Here is a 19,642-nt window from a genome sequence, read left to right on the forward strand (position 1 = left end):
TCGAGGCCGTCGTCGTCGAGGCGGGAGCGCAGGCAGGGGCAGCGGTTCGCGAGTGGTCGCACGTCCGCCTCTTCTCGCCCTGGTCCGAGCTCGTCGATCCGGCTGCCCGCAAGCTCCTGGTCGAGCGCGGATGGACGGAGCCGGATCCCGACTCGTATCCGACCGGCGGCGACTGGGCCGACTCCTACCTGCAGCCGCTCGCCGACGCCTTGGGCACGGTCCGGTACTCGACCCGGGTCACCGGGGTGGCCCGCGACGGTCGCGACGTCCTGGTCGACTCCGGACGAGATCGTGAGGCGTTCGCCGTCCATCTCGCGAGCCCGGAGGGCACGACGCGCCTCCTCGCCCGTGCAGTCATCGACGCATCCGGCACCTGGACCGGGCCGAACCCGCTCGGTGCGGACGGGTTGCCGGCCCTCGGCGAGCCCGAGCACGCCGACCGGATCAGCTACCGCATCCCCGACTTCCGCGATCCCGCTGTGCGAGCCCGATACGCGGGAAAGCACATCGCGGTGGCCGGCACCGGAGCCTCCGCCCAGACCGTCCTCATCGAGCTCAACGCCCTCGCGCGGAACGAGGATCGCACCCGGGTGTCGTGGCTGGTACGTCGTGCACGCGGCGGCGATTCCTTCGGCGGTGGCGACAACGATCAGCTCGTCGAGCGCGGAGCCCTTGGCGCACGGGCCCGCGAGGCGGTCACCGAAGCAACCGTCACCACGGTGCCGCGGTTCCGCACCACCGGCGTCGAGCAGCAGGAGGACGGACGCCTCACGCTGGCGGCCGCCGACGGCCAGCAGGTCACCGATGTCGACGAGGTCATCGTCGTCACCGGGTTCCGCCCGGACCTGACCATCCTGAGCGAGGTCCGCCTCGACCTCGACCCGGTCCTGTCCTCGCCGCGTGTGCTGGCCCCACTCATCGACCCGAATGTCCACTCGTGCGGCACGGTCTACCCGCACGGGGCCAAGGAGCTCGAGCAACCGGAGCACGGTCTGTTCGTGGTGGGCATGAAGAGCTACGGCCGTGCACCGTCGTTCCTGGCGCTCACGGGCTTCGAGCAGGTTCGCTCGGTCGTCGCGGAGATCGACGGCGATCACGAGGCGGCCGCTCGGGTCGAGCTGACCCTCCCGGAGACGGGCGTGTGTGGCGGAGCAGGACTCTTCGACGAGGCCGAGGCGTCGGGCGGCGGCTGTTGCGCCGCCCCGGCCGGACCGGAGCTCGTGACGCTCGGCCGTCCCGCCGACCGGTGAGTCAGCACGTCGAACAGCCCGGGGCGCTGAGTCGTTCCGGGCTGCGGCGTGTCCTCTGGGTGCTGTCGGTCACCCAGATCACGAGCTGGGGCGTGCTATACTACGCCTTCGCCGTCCAGCTCCAGCCGATGGCGGACGACACCGGGTGGAGCCCGGTCTTTCTCACCGCAGCGTTCTCGACCGGTCTGATCGTGTCCGGGGTGTCCGGCATCGTCGTCGGTCGCCGCCTGGATGTTCGCGGCCCGCGTTCGATCATGACGCTGGGATCGGTCGTGGCCGTGGTGGCCGTCATCCTGGTCGCCACGGCGTCGTCCCGAGCGATGTTCCTGGTGGCATGGGTGGTGGCCGGCTTCGCCATGTCGGCCGTGCTCTACCCGCCGGCTTTCGCGGCGTTGACCAGGTGGGGTGGCCATCGACGTCTCGGCGCACTGACTGCGCTCACCCTGGTCGCAGGGTTCGCCAGCACGGTGTTCGCACCGCTCGCCGCGTGGCTGGAGACCTCGATGGGTTGGCGGTCGACTTACCTGACCTTGGCGGTCGTGCTCGCCGTCGTCACGGTTCCGATGCACTGGTGGGGACTCGATCACCCTTGGGAAGCCGTCACCCATCGGGACGCGGCCGATGGCCGAACCGCGAGCACCATCACCCGAAGGCCACCTTTCATCGTGCTGGCAGTCGTCATGACGATCGGTTCCTTCGTCATCTACGGCACCGTCATCAATCTCGTCCCGATGCTCGTCGAGCAGGGCCTCACCACCCGGCAGGCCGCCATCGCCCTGGCCGTCGGCGGCGCTGGCCAGGTGGCCGGTCGTCTCGGCTATTCAACTCTGGACCGGTGGTCGTCGGTCGCGGGCCGGGCCGCCTTCGTCCTCGGGCTGGCGGCGGCATCCACCGTCTTCCTGGCGATCTCGGCGTCGACGTTCCTGCTCGCTCTCATCGGCTCGGCGATCGCCGGTGTAGCCCGCGGTTTGCTGACGTTGATCCAGGCGACGGCGGTCACCGACCGCTGGGGCATCGAGCACTTCGGGAGGCTGAACGGCCTACTCGGAGCACCCGTCATGCTGGCTGCTGCGCTGTCTCCGTTCGGGGGAGCTGCTCTCGCCCATGTGTCAGGCGGGTTCCGGGAGGCGTTCCTCATTTTGGCCGCGTTGTGCGCGGCGGTCGCCGTGCTCGCCCTGCGCACCCGGGTCGAGCCCGAGCACTGAGGCGTCCACGTCAGGCGCTGGGTCGGCCGAGCGGCTCGACCGCCATCACGACACCCCTGCGGTGATGCACGACGACACCCTCGCCGGGCTTGAGGTCGACGGTGTCGGCGCCGACCGCGTCGAAGATCCACGGCAGCGTCGGCCGGTGGGTACACAGCACCGCCGGCTTCTTGCGGTCGAGCATGGCGCTGACCGAGCGGTTGACGTCGGCGAAGCGGGTGTCCTCGGACAGCCGGTCGTCGATCTCGAGGAACGTCTTGATGTCGTGGGCGAACGGCTCGATCGTCTGGGTGCAGCGCACGGCGGGACTGCTGACGACCCGACGAACCCCGTAGGCGCTGAGCAGCGGCGTGAGCGTCTTGGCCTGCTTGGTGCCCACTCCGTTGAGTGGCCGGTCGAGGTCGTCGCCGGACCATGAGTCCCTGGACTTGGCCTTTGCATGCCGCAGGACGATGAGGGTCCGCGTGCGGTGGGCTTTGTCCTCGCGCAGCTCGGCGAACGCGTCGAGAAGCTCGACGTCGTGCTTGTACGTCAGCAGCTTTCTGGCCTCGCCCGTGCGCACCCAGCGGATCTCGTCGACTTCCCCGTTTGGCTTGAACTTCTCCTCGGGGCCGATGGTGCGGGCACTCCAGTAGCTGACGACCTTGCGCCCGCCTGCGATGCGGTACGTGGTGTCGGGAAGTGGGTGGCTGAGCCGGACGCGCAGACCGGTCTCCTCGGCGATCTCGCGCACTGCGGTCGCGGCGAGGTCCTCGCCCGTTTCGGGCTTGCCCTTGGGAAAGGTCCAGTCGTCGTAGCGCGGCCGATGCGCCACGAGGAGCTCCACGCGCCTGCTGTCACCGGGCTCGGAGGATGGGCTGGCGCGGTGTCGCCAGACGACTCCGCCTGCGGCCGTCGTCAGCTGTTCACGTGCCATGCTGCGTATTGTCCATGTTGCAGATGTCCCGTGGGTGAAGGAGAGGTGGCCTCGTTGCGTCTCCCCGCCGCCGGAGCTGCTGCATCTGTCGTGTCGGTGCTGGTCATCGCCGTGGCGCTGGGTGGCGGATGGTGGGCGGCCGCGCTGAAACCAGACACCCGCCCGGCCCTGACGTCGGCGCTCGACGCGCTACCGGCGAACACCACCGTCGTCGGCTTCACCGACTGGTCCCGGATTCGTGATCACCTCGGCCTCGGCGTGGTCGACACCACCGACGAGCGGAACAAGCTCTCCGCCGCCGCCGCCCGGCGCGATCTCAGCACGCGGTCGGTGATCGGAGGCAAGGTCGGCGAGACGCACGACCTGCTGGGGTGGTCGCCGGCCGACGTGGGGTGGGAGGTGTACGGGCAGGACCCCGACGGCACGGCCGCCGTCGTCCGGCTGGGTCGGTCGATCTCCTTCGACGACGTACGCAGCAAGCTGCGCGCCGCCGGATATAGGCAGGACGGACCGCGATGGAAGGCCAGCAAGCCGACCGGCCTGCCTGAAACCTTCGTCAACATCGCCTTGGTGCCGCGTCAACGCCTGGTCGTCCTGAGCGATCGGACCTCGCAGGTGGCGCGGGTGCTGGACGTCGTCCACGGGCGGGCACGTTCGCTGGCCGGGAGTCCGGCAGCTGCCGAGACCGCGAGGGCGCTCGCCGGCAGCGACAGCGTGCTCATGCAGGGTGGCACCCTGGCGTGCCAGACGACCGCGGTCAGCGGGGCCGACCGCGAGCGGCAGGCGCGCGCTGCGATCGACCGCGCCGGCGACCTTCAGCCATACCGCTTCAGCGGACGCGCCATCGTCGATCGCGGCGGCTCGGGCTTCTCGGCCCAGCGGCTCGTCTTCGCGATGACGTTCAAGTCCGCGGTCGTCGCGTCTGAGCAGGCGCAGGTGCGCGCCCGCCTCGCCACCGGGCCGTTCATCGGCCGCAATGTGCCGATCGACGAGACCCTGCGGCTGCGCTCGTCCGTCGCCGACGAGTCGACGGTACGAATGTCGTTCGCGCACGACCCCGAGACCTATGTCTTCATGACCGGAACCGGCCCGGTGCTCTTCGCGACCTGCTAGCGGGCTCGCCGGCCCCGCGCGCGCCGGATCAGCTCGGTCTGCACGTCGGTCTCGCCCAGATGGCGCTTCCACGTCGCATCCGACCCGAGGCGCCACGACGTCGTGTCATCGGCGGACATCAATGTGAGCAGCTCGCCCAGGCTGGTGACGTGCTCGGCAGCCGGCACCCGGACGAGCACCTCGACGCGACGGTCGAGATTGCGGTGCATCAGGTCGGCCGACCCGATCCATGCCTCGGGCGTGCCGCCGCCACCGAACCAATAGACGCGACTGTGCTCGAGGAATCGGCCGAGCACAGAGCGCACCCGGATGTTCTCGCTTAGCCCCGGCACACCCGGCCGCAACGAGCAGATGCCGCGAATGACCAAGTCGACGTGGACCCCGGCCTGGGAGGCCTCGTACAGCTTGTCGATGATGCCCTCGTCGACGAGTGAGTTGAGCTTGAAGCGAAGCTCGCCGCCTCGTCCGCTGCGTTGGTGCTCGATCTCCCGGTCGATGCGCTCCATCAGTCCGGGGCGCAGCCCGACCGGCGCGGCCAACAGCTGCCGGTACGACGACGTCTGCTGCGCGAAGCCCGAAAGGTTGTTGAACAGGTCGGTGAGATCGGACGCGATGTCGGGGTCGGCGGTGAGCAATCCGAGGTCCTCGTACTGGCGAGCCGTCCGGGGGTTGTAATTGCCGGTGCCGATGTGGGCATATCGCCGCAGGCCGTCGGGCTCGTCGCGCACCACCAGCGCGAGCTTGCAGTGCGTCTTGAGCCCGACGAGGCCGTACACGACGTGGCAGCCGGCCCGCTCGAGCTTGCGGGCCCACCGGATGTTCGCCTGCTCGTCGAACCGGGCCTTGATCTCGACGAGCACCAGCACCTGTTTGCCGGCTCGGGCGGCGTCGACGAGCGAGTCGATGATCGGTGAGTCGCCGGACGTGCGGTACAACGTCTGCTTGATGGCGAGCACGTGCGGGTCGGCGGCGGCCTGCTCGATGAATCGTTGGACGCTCGTGGCGAAGGAGTCGTACGGGTGGTGGACGAGGACGTCACGCTTGCGGAGCGCGCCGAACAGGTCGGCCGGACTCGCCGTCTCGACCTCGGCGAGGTGCTCGTGCGTGCCGGCGACGAACGGCTCGAAGTGCAGCTCGGGGCGGTCCAGCTCGGCCACCTGGGAGAGGCTGCGCAGGTCGAGGGGGCCGCGCAGGCGAAACACCTCGTCGTGGCGGATGCCGAGCTCGGAGACCAGCAGGTCGAGGATGCCTGGGTCGATCGACTCCTCCACTTCCAGCCGGACGGGCGGGCCGAACCGGCGGCGCAGCAGCTCCTGCTCAAGCGCCTTCAACAGGTTCTCGGCGTCGTCCTCCTCGACCTCGAGGTCCTCGTTGCGGGTGACGCGGAAGGCGTGGTGGGCGACGACTCGCATCCCTGGGAAGAGCATGTCGAGGTGCGCGGCGATGACATCTTCGAGCGGCACGAACCTACCTGGCGTGGCCTCCATCCACCGGTCGATGATCGGCGGGACCTTCACGCGGGCGAAGTGGTCCTTGCCCGTTTCGGGGTTGCGCATCATCAGCGCGAGGTTGAGTGACAGGCCGGAGATGTAGGGGAACGGGTGGGCCGGGTCGACCGCAAGGGGCGTCAGCACAGGGAAGACGCGCTCGCGGTAGATCTCGCTCAGGTGCCCTCGCTCGTCCTCGTCCAGGTCCGACCAGCGCAGGAGCGAGATGCCCTCGGCGGCGAGCGCGGGCACCACATCCGTGGTGAACCCCTCGGCATGCTCCACCATGAGCTCGTGGCTCACCTCGAGGCTGCGGGCGAGCACGTCGCGCGGGTTGAGCCCACTGGCCGACGGCACGGCGACACCGGCGGCGATGCGGCGCTTGAGACCGGCGATGCGCACCATGAAGAACTCGTCGAGATTGCTCGCGAAGATGCCCATGAAGCGCACCCGCTCGAGCAACGGGATGTCAAGGTCCTGGGCGAGCTCGAGCACCCGCGCGTTGAACGCGATCCACGACAGCTCGCGGTCGAGGAAGCGGTCGTCGGGCAGGGAACCCTCGGCCGGGTCGAACGGCGGGTCGACGTCGAACTCGTCGGGTGAGTCGGGTGCCTCGACGTCGGCGACGGCCATGTCCTGGGTGTCCACGGGCCAAGGCTCGCAGACGAAGGTGAACGGCGCTTGAACGCCCAGACGGGCGGATCTGAGCACCCAGGTGTGCGCTACGGTCGCGCCATGACCGGAATCGGAGGCGTCCTCGTCGGCGTCCGCAACACGACGGCTCGGAGTCTCTTCAAGCTCCCTCGTCCCGTACTCAGGCGGCTCGCCGGAGCACCGGTCGTCGTCGACGGCAAGACCCTCGACGTCGACATGCAACTGATGTTGCGGCTCATCCAGCTCGAGGGCCCGCAGGTGGAGACCCTTCCGATCGCGAAGGCACGCAAGCAGGTCATCTCCTCGGCGCGTTTGGCCGGCGGCAACCATCCGATCGGAGCGGTCACCGAACGCACCATCGACGGTCCGGGTGGACCCATCGGCCTGCGGTTCTACACGCCTCGCGGACTCGTCAGTGGGTCACCGGCGCTCGTCTACATCCACGGCGGCAGCTTCATGCACGGTGACCTCGACAGCCACGATCCCCTATGTCGCATCCTCGCGGAGAAGGCGCAAGTTCGGGTGATCTCGGTCGACTACCGACGCGCGCCCGAGTCGCCGTTCCCGGCCGCACCCGACGACGCCTGGGCCGCATGGACGTGGGTGAACGCCCACGCGGCCGGCATCGGTGTCGATCCCACCCGCATCGCCGTCGGTGGCGACAGCGCGGGCGGCAATCTGTCGGCCGGCGTGGCCCTGCGCGCCGTCCGTGATGGCGGGCCTGCGCCGGCTTTCCAGCTGCTGCTCTACCCGGTCACCCAGTTCGGTCAGCCGACCAAGAGCCGCGAGACGTTCGCTGAGGGTTTCTATCTCACCCGGGCGGGCATGGACTTGTCCGACGAGTCCTATCTCGTCGGCGACGAGGAACTCACCGACCCGCGACTCTCACCGCTGCTCAACGACCCGGCCGGTGTTGCTCCGGCCTTTGTCGTCACGGCCGGCTTCGACCCGCTCCACGACGAGGGCGAGGCCTATGCCGAGCGTCTGCGTGAAGCCGGCGTGCCGGTCGAGTACCACTGCGAGGAGGGCCTGGTGCACGCCTTCGGCAACATGGGCGGTCTCGGCCGATCCGCACCCGCGGCCATCGGCCGCATAGCCGCCGCCCTCCAGCGCGGCCTCTCCTAGACGCTGTAAAGGACGTCTCGCGCGTGCTCGGTGAAGCCGAGGCGTCGGTACACGGCAAGCGCGGGGTCGTTGTCACCCTCGACGTAGAGGTCGACGGTCCGCAAACCTGACTCGTGCAGGTGGCGCAGCCCCCTCGCGGTGAGTGCCGTGCCGAGGCCGCTGCCCTGCTCGGACGGGTCGACCCCCACGACGTAGACTTCACCCACGCCGTGCTCGACCTTCGTCCAGTGGAAGCCGACGACGTCACCGTCGCGTTCGGCCACGAACAGCCCGGCCGGGTCGAACCAGTCGCTGCTCGCCCGGCCATCGAAGTCGGCTCGATCCATCGCCCCCTGCTCGGGGTGCGACGCGAACGCTCGCCCATTGACCCGCACGATGGCGTCGACGTCGCCGGGCTCGAAGACGCGGATGGCGACCCCGTCCGGAATCCGCTCCGGCTCGGGAGCGGTGTCCATCTCGAGTCGCATCACCAGCAACGTGCGGGCCGGCTCGAGGTGCTTCGCGGCGGCCAGCGCCTGCGCCGCCGGTAGGTCGCCATGCGCCCAGAACTGGCTCTCCCCAGCTGCGAGCAGCTGGGTCAGGAGCGAAGTGCCGTGCCCGCGCCGCCGGTGGTCGGGGTCGACGACGAGCTCCACGGGGGCCAGTCCGTCGGCGAATGCAGCGGCGACGACCGTCGTCCCTTCCTTCACCGCCATATGGACGCGACCGACATGTCCGGCGTCGAGGGCGAGGCGGCTGGCCTCGTTGAGCGGGTCGACTCCGTCGACGTCGCGGGCCCGGCCGGCGAGCGCGAGCAGCGTCATAAGAGATCCCGCAGCCTGGCCCCGACCTCGGCGGCGACCGCGTGGGCGAACGTCTCGGGGGTGTCGTCGTCCGGCTCGGGGACGAGATGGTGCACGGTGCCGCTCTCGAACAGGTCGAGTGCGCCCACGCCCTGCTGCTCGGACATCTCGGCCGCATGGTCGACGTCGCCGTGGACGATGGCGCTCGCGCCCTCCGGCGGCAGCGGCGACAGCCAGGCATTCTCGGCGGCGACGACGACGTCGGCGGGCAGCAACGCGAGCGCACCGCCGCCGCAGCCCTGGCCGAGCAGCACCGACACGGTGGGCACAGACATCGTGGCCATCGTGCTGATGCAGCGGGCGATCTCGCCGGCAACCGCCCCCTGTTCGGCCTCGGGCGACAGATCGGCACCGGGGGTGTCGATGAACGAGACGAGTGGGAGGCGGAGCTCGTTGGCGAGCCGCATGCCGCGGCGTGCCTCACGCAGCGCGGCCGGTCCCATCGGCGAGGCCTTGGTCTGCGTGGTGCGGTCCTGGCCGACGACGACGCACGGCACGCCGTCGAGCCGGGCGAACGCCACGATCATCGCGGTGTCGCGCTCGCCCTCATCGGTGCCCTGGAGTCGCACGGTGGCGTCGCTCCCGTAGCGCAGCACCTCGCGCACGCCGGGGCGTTCGGCAGCCCGAGTGATCTCGATCGACTCCCACGCCGTCCGTCGCCGCGTGACCTCGCCCGTGCGGCGCTCGCGCGTCGACTCCGACGGCGGGTCGATCAGCAGACCCAGTGCGCGATCCACGACGGTCGGCAGCTCCTCGGCGAGCACGACGGCGTCGATGATGCCGCGGTTGGCGAGGTTCTCACTAACCTGGATGCCGGGCGGGAACGGCCGGTTCTCCAGCAGCTCGAAGACCTTCGGTCCGAGGAAGCCGATCAGCGCGCCGGGCTCGGCCACGGTGATGTGACCCAGTGAGCCCCACGACGCGAAGACGCCACCCGTGGTGGGGTGGCGCAGGTGCACCAGGTAGGGGAGCCCGGCCGCCTTGTGGTCCATGATCGCCCGCGAGATGTCGATCATCAGCACGAATGCGGAAGTGCCCTCCTGCATGCGGGTGCCGCCGGACGCCGTCGTGGCCAGCACTGGCAGCCCTTCGCTCGTGGCCCGCCGGACGGCCGAGACGATCCGCTGGGCGGCCGCGCGTCCGATCGAGCCGGCCAGGAAGCCGAACTCGTTCGCGACGACCGCCACGGCCCGACCGCGAACGAGTCCGCGTCCGGTGATGATCGACTCGTCGGTACCGGCCCGCTCGGCGGCCGCCTTCAGGCTCGTCCGGTAGTGGCCGGCGTGCGCGCTGATGTCGATCGGCTCGTCCCACGAGTCGAACGACCCCGTGTCGAGGACGGAGTCGAGCAGTTCGCGGACGGACGGGTGTGCACTCAACCGGTCTCCTTCAACCATGCTCGGACGCGGCTGCCGTGCTCGTCGAGAACGGGCGGTGCCGTGTGGTGCGCGCCGGTCGTCTCGCTCCCTTCGGCGTCGAAGAACCTGAGCGGGGGTCCCGGCAGGGACAATCTACCGAGACTGGCGTGCTCGACATCGACGAGCAGGCCCTGGCTGGCGGTCTGGTCCCAGGAGTAGACCTCGTCGAGCGAGCGCACCTTGCCGGCCGGGATGCCGACCTCCTCCAGCCGGACCAGGAGCTCCTCGGCGTTCCACTCGGCGAACACCCATTCCACGACCTTGACGACGTCGTCGCGGACGGCAACGCGTTCGGGGTTGGTGGCCATGCCGGTCATGGCCGGGTCGAGGTCGAAGCCCTTGCAGAAGTCGTGCCACAGACCTTCGCTGCCGACGGCGATCTGCACGGCTCCGTCGGCGCACCGGAAGAGTCCGTACGGCGAGACGGACGGATGGTGGTTACCGGCTGCGCGGCCGACCTCGCCGGCCACGGTCCATCGGGTTCCCTGGAAGCCGTGGACGCCGACGGTCGCCGCCAACAGCGACGTGCGAATCACCTGTCCGCGGCCGGTTTGCTCTCGCTCGTACAGCGCGGCCATCACGCCGTACGCCCCGTACATGCCGGCGAGGATGTCGGAGATCGGCGTGCCGACCTTCTGCGGATCGTCAGGGGCCGAGCCGGTGATCGACATCAGCCCGGCTTCGCCCTGGGCGATCTGGTCGTAACCGGCTCGCCCACCGTCGGGCCCGTCGTGGCCGAAGCCCGTGATCGACAGGACGACAAGTCGGGGGTTGCGAGCCTGCAGGTCGGCGATGCCGATGCCGAGACGTTCGAGGACACCGGTCCGGAAGTTCTCGACCAGGACGTCGGCCCGGTCGACGAGCTCGAGAAGGACCTGGCGATCGTCGTCCGTCTTGAGGTTGAGCACGACGGACTCCTTGTTTCGATTCGCCGACAGGAAGTAAGTCGATTCGCGCTCGGCGTCGTCCGAGGACTCCGCACGGCTGCCGGCATGACCGTCGGCCGAGGGCCACCGGAACGGTGGCCCCCAGCCGCGGGTGTCGTCGCCATGACCCGGTACCTCGACCTTGACGACGCGGGCGCCGAGGTCGCCCATCATCATCGTGGCGTGCGGCCCCGCCAGTGCACGGGAGAGGTCGACGACGAGAAGGTCGGCGAGCGGCCCGCTGGAGCCGCCCACCGGACTCAAGCTCCTGGCAGCACGAGTGCCGCCCAGACCAGCAGCGGTCCCACGGCGACGATGATCGCGCTGTAGGTCAGGATCTGCTTGTAGTACGTCGGCTCCTCGATCGTCTCCGGACGGTTGGCCAGCATGAGCGCGCCGTTCGTCGAGAACGGGCTGACGTCCACGATGGTCGACGACACCACGAGCGCGGCGATGAACAGACCGGCACTGATGCCGCCCTCGTCGATCAAGGGGATGGCGATCGGGATGATCACCGGGAGCAGCGCGGTCGAGGAGGCGAACGCGGAGACGACGCCACCGACGTAGCAGAGGATGAGCGCGCCGACGATGGCTGCGCCGAGTCCGGCGGCCCAGCCGCCGACGAACTCAGGTGAGCCCGCCTCGGTGAGGATCGTGGCGTAGGTGCTCACACCGGCCACGAGCAGCACCGTCGGCCAGGCGATCTGGTTGACCGCGGACTTGTGCTCCTTGGCCGAGAACATCGCGAGGAGGACGGCGGCCGTGATGGCCACAAATCCGATGTTCTTGTCGAAGAGCAGAGCCACGACAGCGACGCCGAGGAATGCGACGAGCGTCATCAACTGGTCAAGACGCATACCGGACGTGCGGGTCTCGGTCTTCACGTCCCGGTAGTCGTCGGGGCCACTGACGGTGGCGCCGCCACCGTCGGACCCGAACTCTTCATTGGACTCGACAACCTGGTCGGGATCGATGCGCTCGGAGAGGAGCTTCCGTCCGCCGAGGGCCACGAAGAGGATCGCGGCCAGCACTGCGTTGATGACGAGGCTGGACAGGAACACGGTCATCTCACTGACGTCGAGCCCCTCATCCTGCATGACGGAGTTGGTGATGATGCCGTAGACGCTGATGGGGGAGAAGCCGCCGGCTTGCGCGCCATGGACGACCATCATGCCCATCATCAGCGGACTAATGCGGTACTTGCCGGCGAAGCCCAGGGCGATCGGACCGATGATGGCGCAGGCCGCCGGGCTGACCGCACCGATCGCGGTCAGTGCACCGGTGACGGCGAACATCACCCACGGGATGAGCGCGACACGGCCGCCGACGGCCCTCACAGCTGTGGTGACGATGAGATCGACCGTGCCGTTGTTCTTCGCGATCGCGAACAAGTACGTGACGCCGATCAACGTCAGCACCAGATCGGCGCTCACCCCGGCCAGGATCTCCTTCTCGTCCATGTTCAGCGAATACATGCCGACGAGCCACGCAGCGACATAAGCCAACGCCCCCATGTTGATCGGCAACACCGTGCCGACGACGAACAACGCGACCAGCGCGATGATCGCAACCCATTCCGGTCCCATGACCGAGTCCTCTCGTTGGTTGAACCGAGCAACTGTGATGCGGGTCACCCGGGAGTGGTTCAGTGGCCTAGCCAATAGTCATCTCAGCCTTTTGTCAATATCCTTGCGTCATGAATGCGACCGCGGATGAGTCAAGACCGGCCACCGGTCTCAAGCCGCTCTCCCGCTCCCGCCTGTATGAACAGGTGGCCGAGCAGATCATGGAGTGGGTGCGCGAGAACGGGCTGAAGGCCGGCGACAAGCTGCGGCCCGAGCGCGAGCTCGCGGTCAGCCTCGGCGTCAGCCGCGCCACCGTGCGGCAGGCACTCGTCGCCCTGGAGGTCATCGGAGTCGTCGCCGTTCGGCACGGCGACGGAGCGATACTCGCCGATGGGTCCGGCTCGGCCAAGGTCCTCGAGGCGATCCGTGCCCACGCCCGCCGCATCCCCGACGTGATCGACGCCCGTGACGCCCTGGAGACCAAGATGGCCGCGCTGGCCGCGACCAGGCGCACCGCCGACGACCTCGCCCGCATCGACGACGCCCTCGAAGTGATGGCCAAGGACATCGAGGAGGGTGGGCGCGGGCTCTCCGGCGACGAGCTGTTCCACGCCGCGGTCACGGCGGCGGCGCACTCCTCGCTGCTCGCCGGCATGATGGCCGAGATCAGCGACCTCATCCTCGAGACGCGCATCGAGTCGCTCGGCCAGCCCGGTCGACCCGCCGACTCCGTGATCGCGCACCGTCGCATCGCCGACGCCATCCGCGACGGCGACGCCAGCGGTGCGGCCACCGCCATGCACGACCACGTCGAGATGGTCAGCGACGTCGCTCTGCTGCGCGACTGACGTGGATCCGCTCGAGCAGCTGCTCGTCATCGGCGCTGGACTTGGCGCCGGCGTGGTGAGCGCGTCAGTCGGTGTCGCGTCGCTGATCAGCTTCCCGGTCCTCGTCGCCATTGGTCTTCCGCCGGTCGTCGCGAACGCGTCGAACACCGTCGGGCTGATCCCGGCGGGGCTCAGCGGCTCGTTCGGCTACCGGCGCGAGCTCGCCGAGCACCCCGCGGTCACGCGCGCCGTGCTCGTCACGAGCGCTGTCGGGGCCGTCGCCGGCGCCATGCTCCTGCTCCGACTGCCGCCGGGCGTCTTCGAGGCGCTGGTGCCGTGGCTAATCCTGTTCGCCTCCCTGTTGGTTGGCTTCCAGCCGCTCATCTCTCGGTGGGTCCGCTCGCGCGCCTCCCACGACCGCGAGGCCGACCGCACGCGGTTCTCGCGCGGCCTCACCACGGTGGCCACCGCCGTGGGCGTCTACGGCGGCTATTTCGGCGCCGGTCAAGGCGTCATGATGGTCGCCGTCCTGGCGCTCGGGCTCGACCTCGAACTGCGTGTCGTGAACGCCCTCAAGACGTCGGCCATCATGGCGGCCAACATCGTGGCGGGCGTGATCTTCGTGGCCATCGCCGACCTCGACTGGCTCGCCATCGCACTGCTCGGCGGCGGTGCGCTGGTCGGTGGCTATCTGGGGTCGCATGTGGGCCGGGCGCTCCCGCCGACGGTTTTCCGCGTCCTCGTCGTCGCGGCCGGCGTGACCGCGGCTGTCCTCATGCTCAGGTGAGCATCAGGTCGAGGCGTCGGCCTCGGCTGTCTCCGATTCCTCGGCCGGCTCGTCCTTGGTGGCCACGAAGCGGTATCCGACGTTGCGCACGGTGCCGATGAGCGTCTCATGCTCGGCGCCGAGCTTGGCGCGCAGCCGCCGCACGTGGACGTCGACGGTGCGGGTGCCACCGAAGTAGTCGTAGCCCCACACCTCCTGCAGGAGCTGCTGGCGCGTGAACACGCGGCCGGGGTGCTGGGCGAGGAACTTGATGAGCTCGAACTCCTTGAACGTCAGGTCGAGCGTGCGGTTCTCGAGCTTCGCCGTGTAGGTGGCGTCGTCGACGACGAGCCCGCTGGAGGAGATCAGGTGGCTCTCACCATCACCCTCGGCCGCTGCGGCCACGCGGCCCATCGCCAGGCGGAGCCTGGCCTCCAGTTCGGCCGGGCCGGCCGTGGTGAGGATGACGTCGTCCATGCCCCAGTCGGCAGCTGCGACGGCCAGTCCACCTTCGGTCAGGACGAGCAGGAGTGGGCACTCGATGCCGGTGGTTCGGATGACACGGGTGAGGCTGCGGACCTGGGCGAGATCGTGACGGCCGTCGACTAGGACGGCGTCGGACGGAGGCGCATCGATGAGAGCACTGGCCTCCGCGGGCAGGATCTTGACGTGGTGCGGAAGCAGGGCCAGGGCAGGCAGCACCTCGACCGAGGACTGCGTGCTCTTGGTGAGCAGCAACAGGTGGGACACAGGAACCTCCAGGTCCTACAGGAAAAGGCCAGGGCTACTCGCCATGGCCTCGTCGCATGCACCAGAATACGCGATGTGTCTGGTGCAGCTCCATATGATGACGATCACGCGAACGTCGTCACGGTCCGCTATTGGGCCGCGGTCCGGTCGGCGGCCGGCATCGCAGAGGAGCAGGTCGACGCCCGAACGCTCGCCGATCTGCAGCACGAGATCCTGCGCCGGCACCGCGACAGAGACCGCTTCGCCGACGTCCTCTCGATCTGCTCGACCCTGATCGGCTCGGTGCCAGTCGGTGCCCGCGATCCGTCCGAAGTGTTGCTGACGGCGGGCGACACGGTCGAGCTCCTCCCGCCGTTCGCCGGCGGCTGACGGTGTCGCGCATCGGAGCCTCGGCGCTTTCCGTCGTCCTCGCCGCGGTCCTGGCACTGGCGGTCCGCACCGACGCCCTGCTCCTGGTCGCCGCGGTGATCGTCGTCGTTCAAGGTCTGCTCGCGTCGGCTCCGTCGCCGGCCGACGCCCGTGGCCGATCCATCCCGACGCCTCGGTCGGCCGCCACCATGAGTGCCGGCATCGTCTCGTGCGCGTTCGCGCTCCATCCACGCCTTTTGCTGGGGGCCGACGGCAGCACCGTCGGCCTGGAGGGGTTCATCTCCAACGGTGTGTTCGCGGGCGTCCTGCTCGGCGTCGCCGTCGGCGTGTTCGTCGCGATCGTCTCTCAGATGCTCCGTCGCGACGATCGCCGCCACCTGGTGCTGTCGACATCGTCGGCCGTCTCGCTCGCACTGTTCGCCTCGCTGGCGTCGGCGTGGATCGGCGCCACGAGATCGGCTTCGGGCCCTGACGTCGTGACGATCGCGGCCGTCGGGCTGGCCGCATCCCTGCTGATCTGGATGATCCCCATCGACCGATACGTCTGCGCGGCCGCCGCGATCACCGTCGGCGCCGTCGCGTCCGCTGCCGCGGCCCTCGTGGTCGGCGGGTTGCCCACGTGGGTGTTCGGGCTGGCCATCGGGTCGGGTGCGGCGCTGTTCGCCATCCTCGGGCAGGTGCTCGCGCGGGCCTGGTCACAGGGTCGCGTTCACGCGTCCGCCGGCTGGGGCTTCCCTGGCGCCATGGCGATCGCGATGGCCGGCCCGATCGTGTATCTCGGCGGCCAGCTCATCACCGTCAGCATGTGATCGCCCGCGTACGCTGGGATCCATGACCGGATTCATCGTGCTGATCGCCGCCCTCGTGTTCGCGGCGTGTGTCGCCTGGGGCATCCGGTCGTACAACGGCCGGTTCAACAGCCGTTCGTCGGTCGACGCGCTCACCGCCGACGACCTCGGGGGCCCGCTGGGGGAGCGGGCCACGTTGATTCACTTCTCCAGCGCGTTCTGCGCCCCGTGCCGGACCACCCGCATCCTGCTGGAGGACGTCGCCGACCGCGTCAACGGAGTCGCCGTCGTCGAGATCGACGCGGAGTCGCACCTCGAGCTCGTACGTCGCTTCGATGTCATGCGCACCCCGACTGTGATGGTGCTCGACCCCCGCGGCGCCGTCGTGCGGCGCGCATCGGGTCTCCCGCGTCGCGACCAGGTGCTCGCCGCGCTCGCCGCTGCGTGAACCCCACGTCTCGCATCACGAGACGATGTCTCACGATGCGGGATGCCTGCCTGACTCCCGAGGTGAGCGCCCGTACTCTGAATCCATGTTCGAGACGACACACCTGACGCGGCGCCTGGCGGTCGACAACTGCCGCACGCGTTCCGCGCTGTGTCGAATGCGCTGACCTTTCGTCCGCACTCGTCCGTGCACCCGTCCGTCGACGGGTCCCAGCGCAGGAGCAACTCCATGACACCTTCCACCCAGGTGGACCCACGCGGTCTGCGTGTGGCCGCAGCGATCACGTCCGTCGTGCTCGCCTTGGTGCTCGTCACACCGTCGCCGGTGTCGATCGCACTGCTGGTCGCCCAGACGGCGGTGTTCGCGGTCGGTGCGTTCGTCAGTCTCCAGGCTTCGCCCTACGCGATCGCCTTCGCTCGGCTCGTGCGGCCACGGATCGGCCGACCGGCCGAGCTCGAGGACGCCCGGCCCCCGCGTTTCGCCCAGGTCGTCGGCTTCGTCTTCGCCGTCCTGGCGCTCATCGGCTTCGCGCTCGGCGCGTCGGCACTCTTCTACACCGCCGTCGCGTTTGCGCTCGTCGCCGCCCTGCTCAACGCATCCATCGGGCTGTGCCTCGGATGCGAGATGTACCTGACCTGGAACCGGCTTCGTCCGGCCCGGGTCTGAAACCCGCCCATCCCGAGAACTTTCTACACACCAATGGAGGCAGCATGAGCCGCGACAATGCACTCGTCACCGCAGACTGGGTCGAGGAGCACCTCGACGACCCGAACGTCGTCCTCATCGAGGTCGACGAGGACACCGAGGCCTACGACAAGGGCCACATCCGTGGCGCGATCAAGCTCGACTGGAACAAGGACCTCAAGGACGGCGTCCGGCACGACTTCATCAGCAAGGCCCGCCTGGAGCAGCTGCTGTCGGAGCGAGGCGTCGGCAACGACGACACGATCGTGCTCTACGGCGGCAACAACAACTGGTTCGCCGCCTACGCCTACTGGTTCCTCAGCTACCTCGGACACGAGAACCTGAGACTCCTCGACGGCGGACGCAAGAAGTGGGAGCTGGAATCACGCGAGCTGACCGACGAGGCTGCCGCCCGTGCGGCCACGACTTACACCGCGAAGGAGCCGAACGACGAGATTCGCGCCTTCCGCGACGAGGTCGTCGAGGCGATCGGCGTCAAGAACCTCATCGACGTCCGTAGCCCCGACGAGTACGCCGGACGCCTGCTCGCCCCGGCGCACCTGCCGCAGGAGGCCGCACAGATCCCCGGCCACATCCCGACGGCCGGCAACGTGCCATGGAGCAAGGCCGCCAACGACGACGGCACCTTCCGCGCCGACGACGAGCTGACGGAGCTCTACGCCGAGGCCGGCTACGACGGCGGCAAGGACTCCATCGCCTACTGCCGCATCGGCGAGCGCAGCTCGCACACGTGGTTCGTGCTGCACGAGATCCTCGGCCACCCGAACGTCAAGAACTACGACGGCTCGTGGACCGAGTACGGCTCACTGCGTGGCGTTCCCGTCGCGCTCGGCGACCAGCCCGGGGAGGCCTGAGATGTGCGGTGCACGACGAGGAGGCCCTGGGCTCGACGGGGTCGACGTCAAGAACCAGGCGGTCATCCAGGGCGTCGTCACGCGTGACGGCAAACCGGTGAGCACGGCGTACGTCCGGCTCCTGGACCGAACCGGTGAGTTCACCGCCGAGGTCCCGGTGTCGGCCACCGGCCAGTTCCGGTTCTACGCCGGGCCGGGCAACTGGACGCTGCGGACGTTGGCGCCACGGGCGTCATCCGTCGACCGTCCTGTCGTGGCGGCGATCGGCTCCGTCGCCGACGTCGAGATCGACCTGGAGCAGGTGGCTCTCAGCGCCTGACCGATACCGACGAGCACGATCCCGGCGGCCCGGCACCCCCGGCCGGCCGCGGGAGTCGTGCTCGTCCTGCGGAATTCGCCGGTCGATGCTCTCTTGGACCGAAGTCGGCCCCGACAGGTTCTCGAGAGCGAGCTCAGCCGTTGATCATGCCGGCGCCAACGGTGACACCGGTGCCCTCGTCCACGAGGATGAACGATCCCGTGGTGCGGTTCTTGGCGTAGGGGTCGGTGAGCAGGGGCGCCGTGGTGCGCAGCTGCACTCTGCCGATCTCGTTGAGGCCCAGTTCGTGGGTGTCCTGGTCGCGGTGCAGCGTGTTGACGTCGAGGCGGTACTGCACGTCCTTGACCATGGCTCGCGCGGTGCGCGACGTGTGCTTGATGGCGAGCTTCTGCCGTGGCTGCAGTGGCTGCGCGGCCATCCAGCAGATCATTGCGTCGATGTCCTGCGTGGGGGTCGGAGCGTTGTGCTGACGACAGATCATGTCGCCGCGTGAGACGTCGACGTCGTCCTCGAGCCGCACCGTGACCGACATCGGCGGAAATGCCTCGGGCACCTCGGTGTCGAAGGAGTCGATCGCCTTGATGCGGCTGGGCATGCCGCTCGGCAGCACCACGACGTCGTCGCCGGGCTTGAGCACGCCGCCGGCCACGCGGCCGGCATAGCCGCGGTAGTCGTGGAAGTCGTCGGACTTCGGACGAATCACGAACTGCACCGGGAAGCGGGGGTCGATCATGTCGCGATCGGAGGCCACGTGAACGTGCTCGAGGTGGTGGATGAGCGACGAGCCCTCGTACCACGGCATGTTGTCGGAGCGGGTGACCACGTTGTCGCCCGCCAGCGCGGAGATGGGGATGACCTCGAGGTCAGGGATCGACAGCTTCGTGGCGAAGGACGTGAACTCGCGCTCGATCTTGTCGAAGACGCTCTGGTCGTAGTCGACCAGGTCCATCTTGTTGACGGCGAGAACGATGTGCGGCACCCGCAGCAGCGACAGGATGACAGCGTGACGACGCGACTGCTCGGTGAGCCCGTTGCGTGCGTCGACCAGGACGAGGCCGAGATTCGCGGTGGACGCGCCCGTGACCATGTTGCGCGTGTACTGCACGTGTCCGGGAGTGTCGGCGATGATGAACTTGCGCTTCGGGGTGGCGAAATAGCGGTAGGCGACGTCGATGGTGATGCCCTGCTCACGCTCCGAGCGAAGGCCGTCGGTGAGCAGCGCGAGGTCGGTGTAGCCGTAGCCCTTGGCCTTGCTCGTGGTCTCCACCGACTCGAGCTGGTCCTCGAAGATCGCCTTCGAGTCCAGCAGAAGACG

20 protein-coding genes are annotated in these 19,642 nt (G+C 69.0%); 12 read left to right on the forward strand and 8 right to left on the reverse strand.

The features are described from left to right. On the forward strand, nucleotides 1-1,250 hold a 1,250-nt coding region (locus ACRDPN_RS16055; RefSeq protein WP_431449690.1), incomplete at its 5' end, for a flavoprotein. Next, on the forward strand, nucleotides 1,247-2,455 hold the full coding sequence (locus tag ACRDPN_RS16060) for an MFS transporter (protein ID WP_431449691.1): 1,209 nt from the start codon (nucleotides 1,247-1,249) through the stop codon (nucleotides 2,453-2,455). The genes ACRDPN_RS16055 and ACRDPN_RS16060, both read left to right, overlap by 4 nt. Nucleotides 2,456-2,465: 10 nt before the next feature. Here the strand turns inward: ACRDPN_RS16060 and ACRDPN_RS16065 are convergent, their stop codons facing one another. Beyond that, complete coding sequence (locus ACRDPN_RS16065; RefSeq protein ID WP_431449692.1) at nucleotides 2,466-3,371, reverse strand: NUDIX hydrolase; 906 nt, start codon at nucleotides 3,369-3,371, stop codon at nucleotides 2,466-2,468. Between the two features lie 45 nt (nucleotides 3,372-3,416). Between ACRDPN_RS16065 and ACRDPN_RS16070 the strand changes: the two genes are divergently transcribed. Further along, nucleotides 3,417-4,484: a hypothetical protein gene (locus ACRDPN_RS16070; RefSeq protein WP_431449693.1), complete on the forward strand. Its 1,068-nt coding sequence runs from the start codon at nucleotides 3,417-3,419 to the stop codon at nucleotides 4,482-4,484. Here ACRDPN_RS16070 and ACRDPN_RS16075 read toward each other — a convergent pair. Then, on the reverse strand, nucleotides 4,481-6,604 hold the full coding sequence (locus ACRDPN_RS16075; protein WP_431449709.1) for an RNA degradosome polyphosphate kinase: 2,124 nt from the start codon (nucleotides 6,602-6,604) through the stop codon (nucleotides 4,481-4,483). The two genes, ACRDPN_RS16070 and ACRDPN_RS16075, sit on opposite strands and share 4 nt — an antisense overlap. A gap of 102 nt (nucleotides 6,605-6,706) precedes the next feature. Between ACRDPN_RS16075 and ACRDPN_RS16080 the strand changes: the two genes are divergently transcribed. Next, complete coding sequence (locus ACRDPN_RS16080; RefSeq protein WP_431449694.1) at nucleotides 6,707-7,750, forward strand: alpha/beta hydrolase; 1,044 nt, start codon at nucleotides 6,707-6,709, stop codon at nucleotides 7,748-7,750. Here ACRDPN_RS16080 and mshD read toward each other — a convergent pair. From mshD to ACRDPN_RS16100, 4 genes are read right to left on the reverse strand one after another with little or no spacing between them, the layout of a single operon-like run. Next, nucleotides 7,747-8,553 (reverse strand): mycothiol synthase, encoded by an 807-nt coding sequence (gene mshD, locus ACRDPN_RS16085; RefSeq protein WP_431449695.1) that lies wholly within the window; start codon nucleotides 8,551-8,553, stop codon nucleotides 7,747-7,749. The two genes, ACRDPN_RS16080 and mshD, sit on opposite strands and share 4 nt — an antisense overlap. After that, on the reverse strand, nucleotides 8,550-9,971 hold the full coding sequence (locus ACRDPN_RS16090) for a carboxyl transferase domain-containing protein (protein WP_431449696.1): 1,422 nt from the start codon (nucleotides 9,969-9,971) through the stop codon (nucleotides 8,550-8,552). Before ACRDPN_RS16090 ends, mshD begins: the two co-directional genes overlap by 4 nt. Continuing rightward, nucleotides 9,968-11,191: a CaiB/BaiF CoA transferase family protein gene (locus tag ACRDPN_RS16095; RefSeq protein WP_431449697.1), complete on the reverse strand. Its 1,224-nt coding sequence runs from the start codon at nucleotides 11,189-11,191 to the stop codon at nucleotides 9,968-9,970. Before ACRDPN_RS16095 ends, ACRDPN_RS16090 begins: the two co-directional genes overlap by 4 nt. 5 nt (nucleotides 11,192-11,196) lie before the next feature. Next, the gene (locus ACRDPN_RS16100; RefSeq protein WP_431449698.1) at nucleotides 11,197-12,522 is read right to left on the reverse strand and encodes an SLC13 family permease; all 1,326 of its coding nucleotides are present in this window, start codon (nucleotides 12,520-12,522) and stop codon (nucleotides 11,197-11,199) included. Nucleotides 12,523-12,632: 110 nt separating this feature from the next. On the opposite strand from ACRDPN_RS16100, the gene ACRDPN_RS16105 reads away from it, so the two are divergent. Both ACRDPN_RS16105 and ACRDPN_RS16110 read left to right on the forward strand, forming a co-directional pair. After that, entirely contained in the window at nucleotides 12,633-13,349 is a 717-nt protein-coding gene (locus tag ACRDPN_RS16105; protein WP_431449699.1) for a FadR/GntR family transcriptional regulator, read from the forward strand. Nucleotide 13,350: 1 nt separating this feature from the next. Beyond that, a complete protein-coding gene (locus tag ACRDPN_RS16110; RefSeq protein ID WP_431449700.1) occupies nucleotides 13,351-14,115 on the forward strand; it encodes a sulfite exporter TauE/SafE family protein in 765 nt (254 codons plus the stop codon). A 3-nt stretch (nucleotides 14,116-14,118) separates the two neighbouring features. Here ACRDPN_RS16110 and ACRDPN_RS16115 read toward each other — a convergent pair whose 3' ends face one another. Continuing rightward, nucleotides 14,119-14,844, reverse strand: a complete 726-nt coding sequence (locus ACRDPN_RS16115) for a winged helix-turn-helix transcriptional regulator (RefSeq protein WP_431449701.1) — start codon at nucleotides 14,842-14,844, stop codon at nucleotides 14,119-14,121. A gap of 75 nt (nucleotides 14,845-14,919) precedes the next feature. Between ACRDPN_RS16115 and ACRDPN_RS16120 the strand changes: the two genes are divergently transcribed. From ACRDPN_RS16120 to ACRDPN_RS16145, 6 genes are all read left to right on the forward strand, one after another. Further along, nucleotides 14,920-15,213 carry a MoaD/ThiS family protein gene (locus ACRDPN_RS16120; protein ID WP_431449702.1) on the forward strand — a complete coding sequence of 98 codons (294 nt, stop codon included), beginning with the start codon at nucleotides 14,920-14,922 and terminating at the stop codon, nucleotides 15,211-15,213. Between the two features lie 2 nt (nucleotides 15,214-15,215). Further along, on the forward strand, nucleotides 15,216-16,022 hold the full coding sequence (locus ACRDPN_RS16125; protein ID WP_431449703.1) for a hypothetical protein: 807 nt from the start codon (nucleotides 15,216-15,218) through the stop codon (nucleotides 16,020-16,022). Between the two features lie 22 nt (nucleotides 16,023-16,044). Beyond that, nucleotides 16,045-16,449, forward strand: coding sequence for a thioredoxin family protein (locus ACRDPN_RS16130; protein ID WP_431449704.1), 405 nt, complete (start codon nucleotides 16,045-16,047; stop codon nucleotides 16,447-16,449). Nucleotides 16,450-16,677: 228 nt separating this feature from the next. Beyond that, on the forward strand, nucleotides 16,678-17,115 hold the full coding sequence (locus tag ACRDPN_RS16135; protein WP_431449705.1) for a DUF4395 domain-containing protein: 438 nt from the start codon (nucleotides 16,678-16,680) through the stop codon (nucleotides 17,113-17,115). A gap of 44 nt (nucleotides 17,116-17,159) precedes the next feature. After that, a complete protein-coding gene (locus ACRDPN_RS16140; protein WP_431449706.1) occupies nucleotides 17,160-18,008 on the forward strand; it encodes a sulfurtransferase in 849 nt (282 codons plus the stop codon). A gap of 1 nt (nucleotide 18,009) precedes the next feature. Then, entirely contained in the window at nucleotides 18,010-18,327 is a 318-nt protein-coding gene (locus ACRDPN_RS16145; protein ID WP_431449707.1) for a DUF1416 domain-containing protein, read from the forward strand. A 133-nt stretch (nucleotides 18,328-18,460) separates the two neighbouring features. On the opposite strand, the gene ACRDPN_RS16150 is transcribed toward ACRDPN_RS16145, so the two are convergent. After that, nucleotides 18,461-19,642 (reverse strand): sulfate adenylyltransferase subunit 1 (locus ACRDPN_RS16150; protein ID WP_431449708.1); only part of this gene is annotated, 1,182 nt, incomplete at its 5' end.

Origin of the sequence: Aeromicrobium sp., assembly GCF_050700635.1 — a bacterium.
Classification (GTDB): domain Bacteria; phylum Actinomycetota; class Actinomycetes; order Propionibacteriales; family Nocardioidaceae; genus Aeromicrobium.

Bases quoted from the DNA above. Each gene is read 5' to 3' on its own strand.
- ACRDPN_RS16145 (WP_431449707.1), top strand. From the start codon at position 18,010: ATGTGCGGTGCACGACGAGGAGGCCCTGGGCTCGACGGGGTCGACGTC.
- ACRDPN_RS16130 (WP_431449704.1), top strand. From the start codon at position 16,045: ATGACCGGATTCATCGTGCTGATCGCCGCCCTCGTGTTCGCGGCGTGT.
- ACRDPN_RS16100 (WP_431449698.1), bottom strand. From the start codon at position 12,522: ATGGGACCGGAATGGGTTGCGATCATCGCGCTGGTCGCGTTGTTCGTC.
- ACRDPN_RS16105 (WP_431449699.1), top strand. From the start codon at position 12,633: ATGAATGCGACCGCGGATGAGTCAAGACCGGCCACCGGTCTCAAGCCG.
- mshD (WP_431449695.1), bottom strand. From the start codon at position 8,553: ATGACGCTGCTCGCGCTCGCCGGCCGGGCCCGCGACGTCGACGGAGTC.
- ACRDPN_RS16135 (WP_431449705.1), top strand. From the start codon at position 16,678: ATGACACCTTCCACCCAGGTGGACCCACGCGGTCTGCGTGTGGCCGCA.
- ACRDPN_RS16065 (WP_431449692.1), bottom strand. From the start codon at position 3,371: ATGGCACGTGAACAGCTGACGACGGCCGCAGGCGGAGTCGTCTGGCGA.
- ACRDPN_RS16080 (WP_431449694.1), top strand. From the start codon at position 6,707: ATGACCGGAATCGGAGGCGTCCTCGTCGGCGTCCGCAACACGACGGCT.
- ACRDPN_RS16140 (WP_431449706.1), top strand. From the start codon at position 17,160: ATGAGCCGCGACAATGCACTCGTCACCGCAGACTGGGTCGAGGAGCAC.
- ACRDPN_RS16075 (WP_431449709.1), bottom strand. From the start codon at position 6,604: ATGGCCGTCGCCGACGTCGAGGCACCCGACTCACCCGACGAGTTCGAC.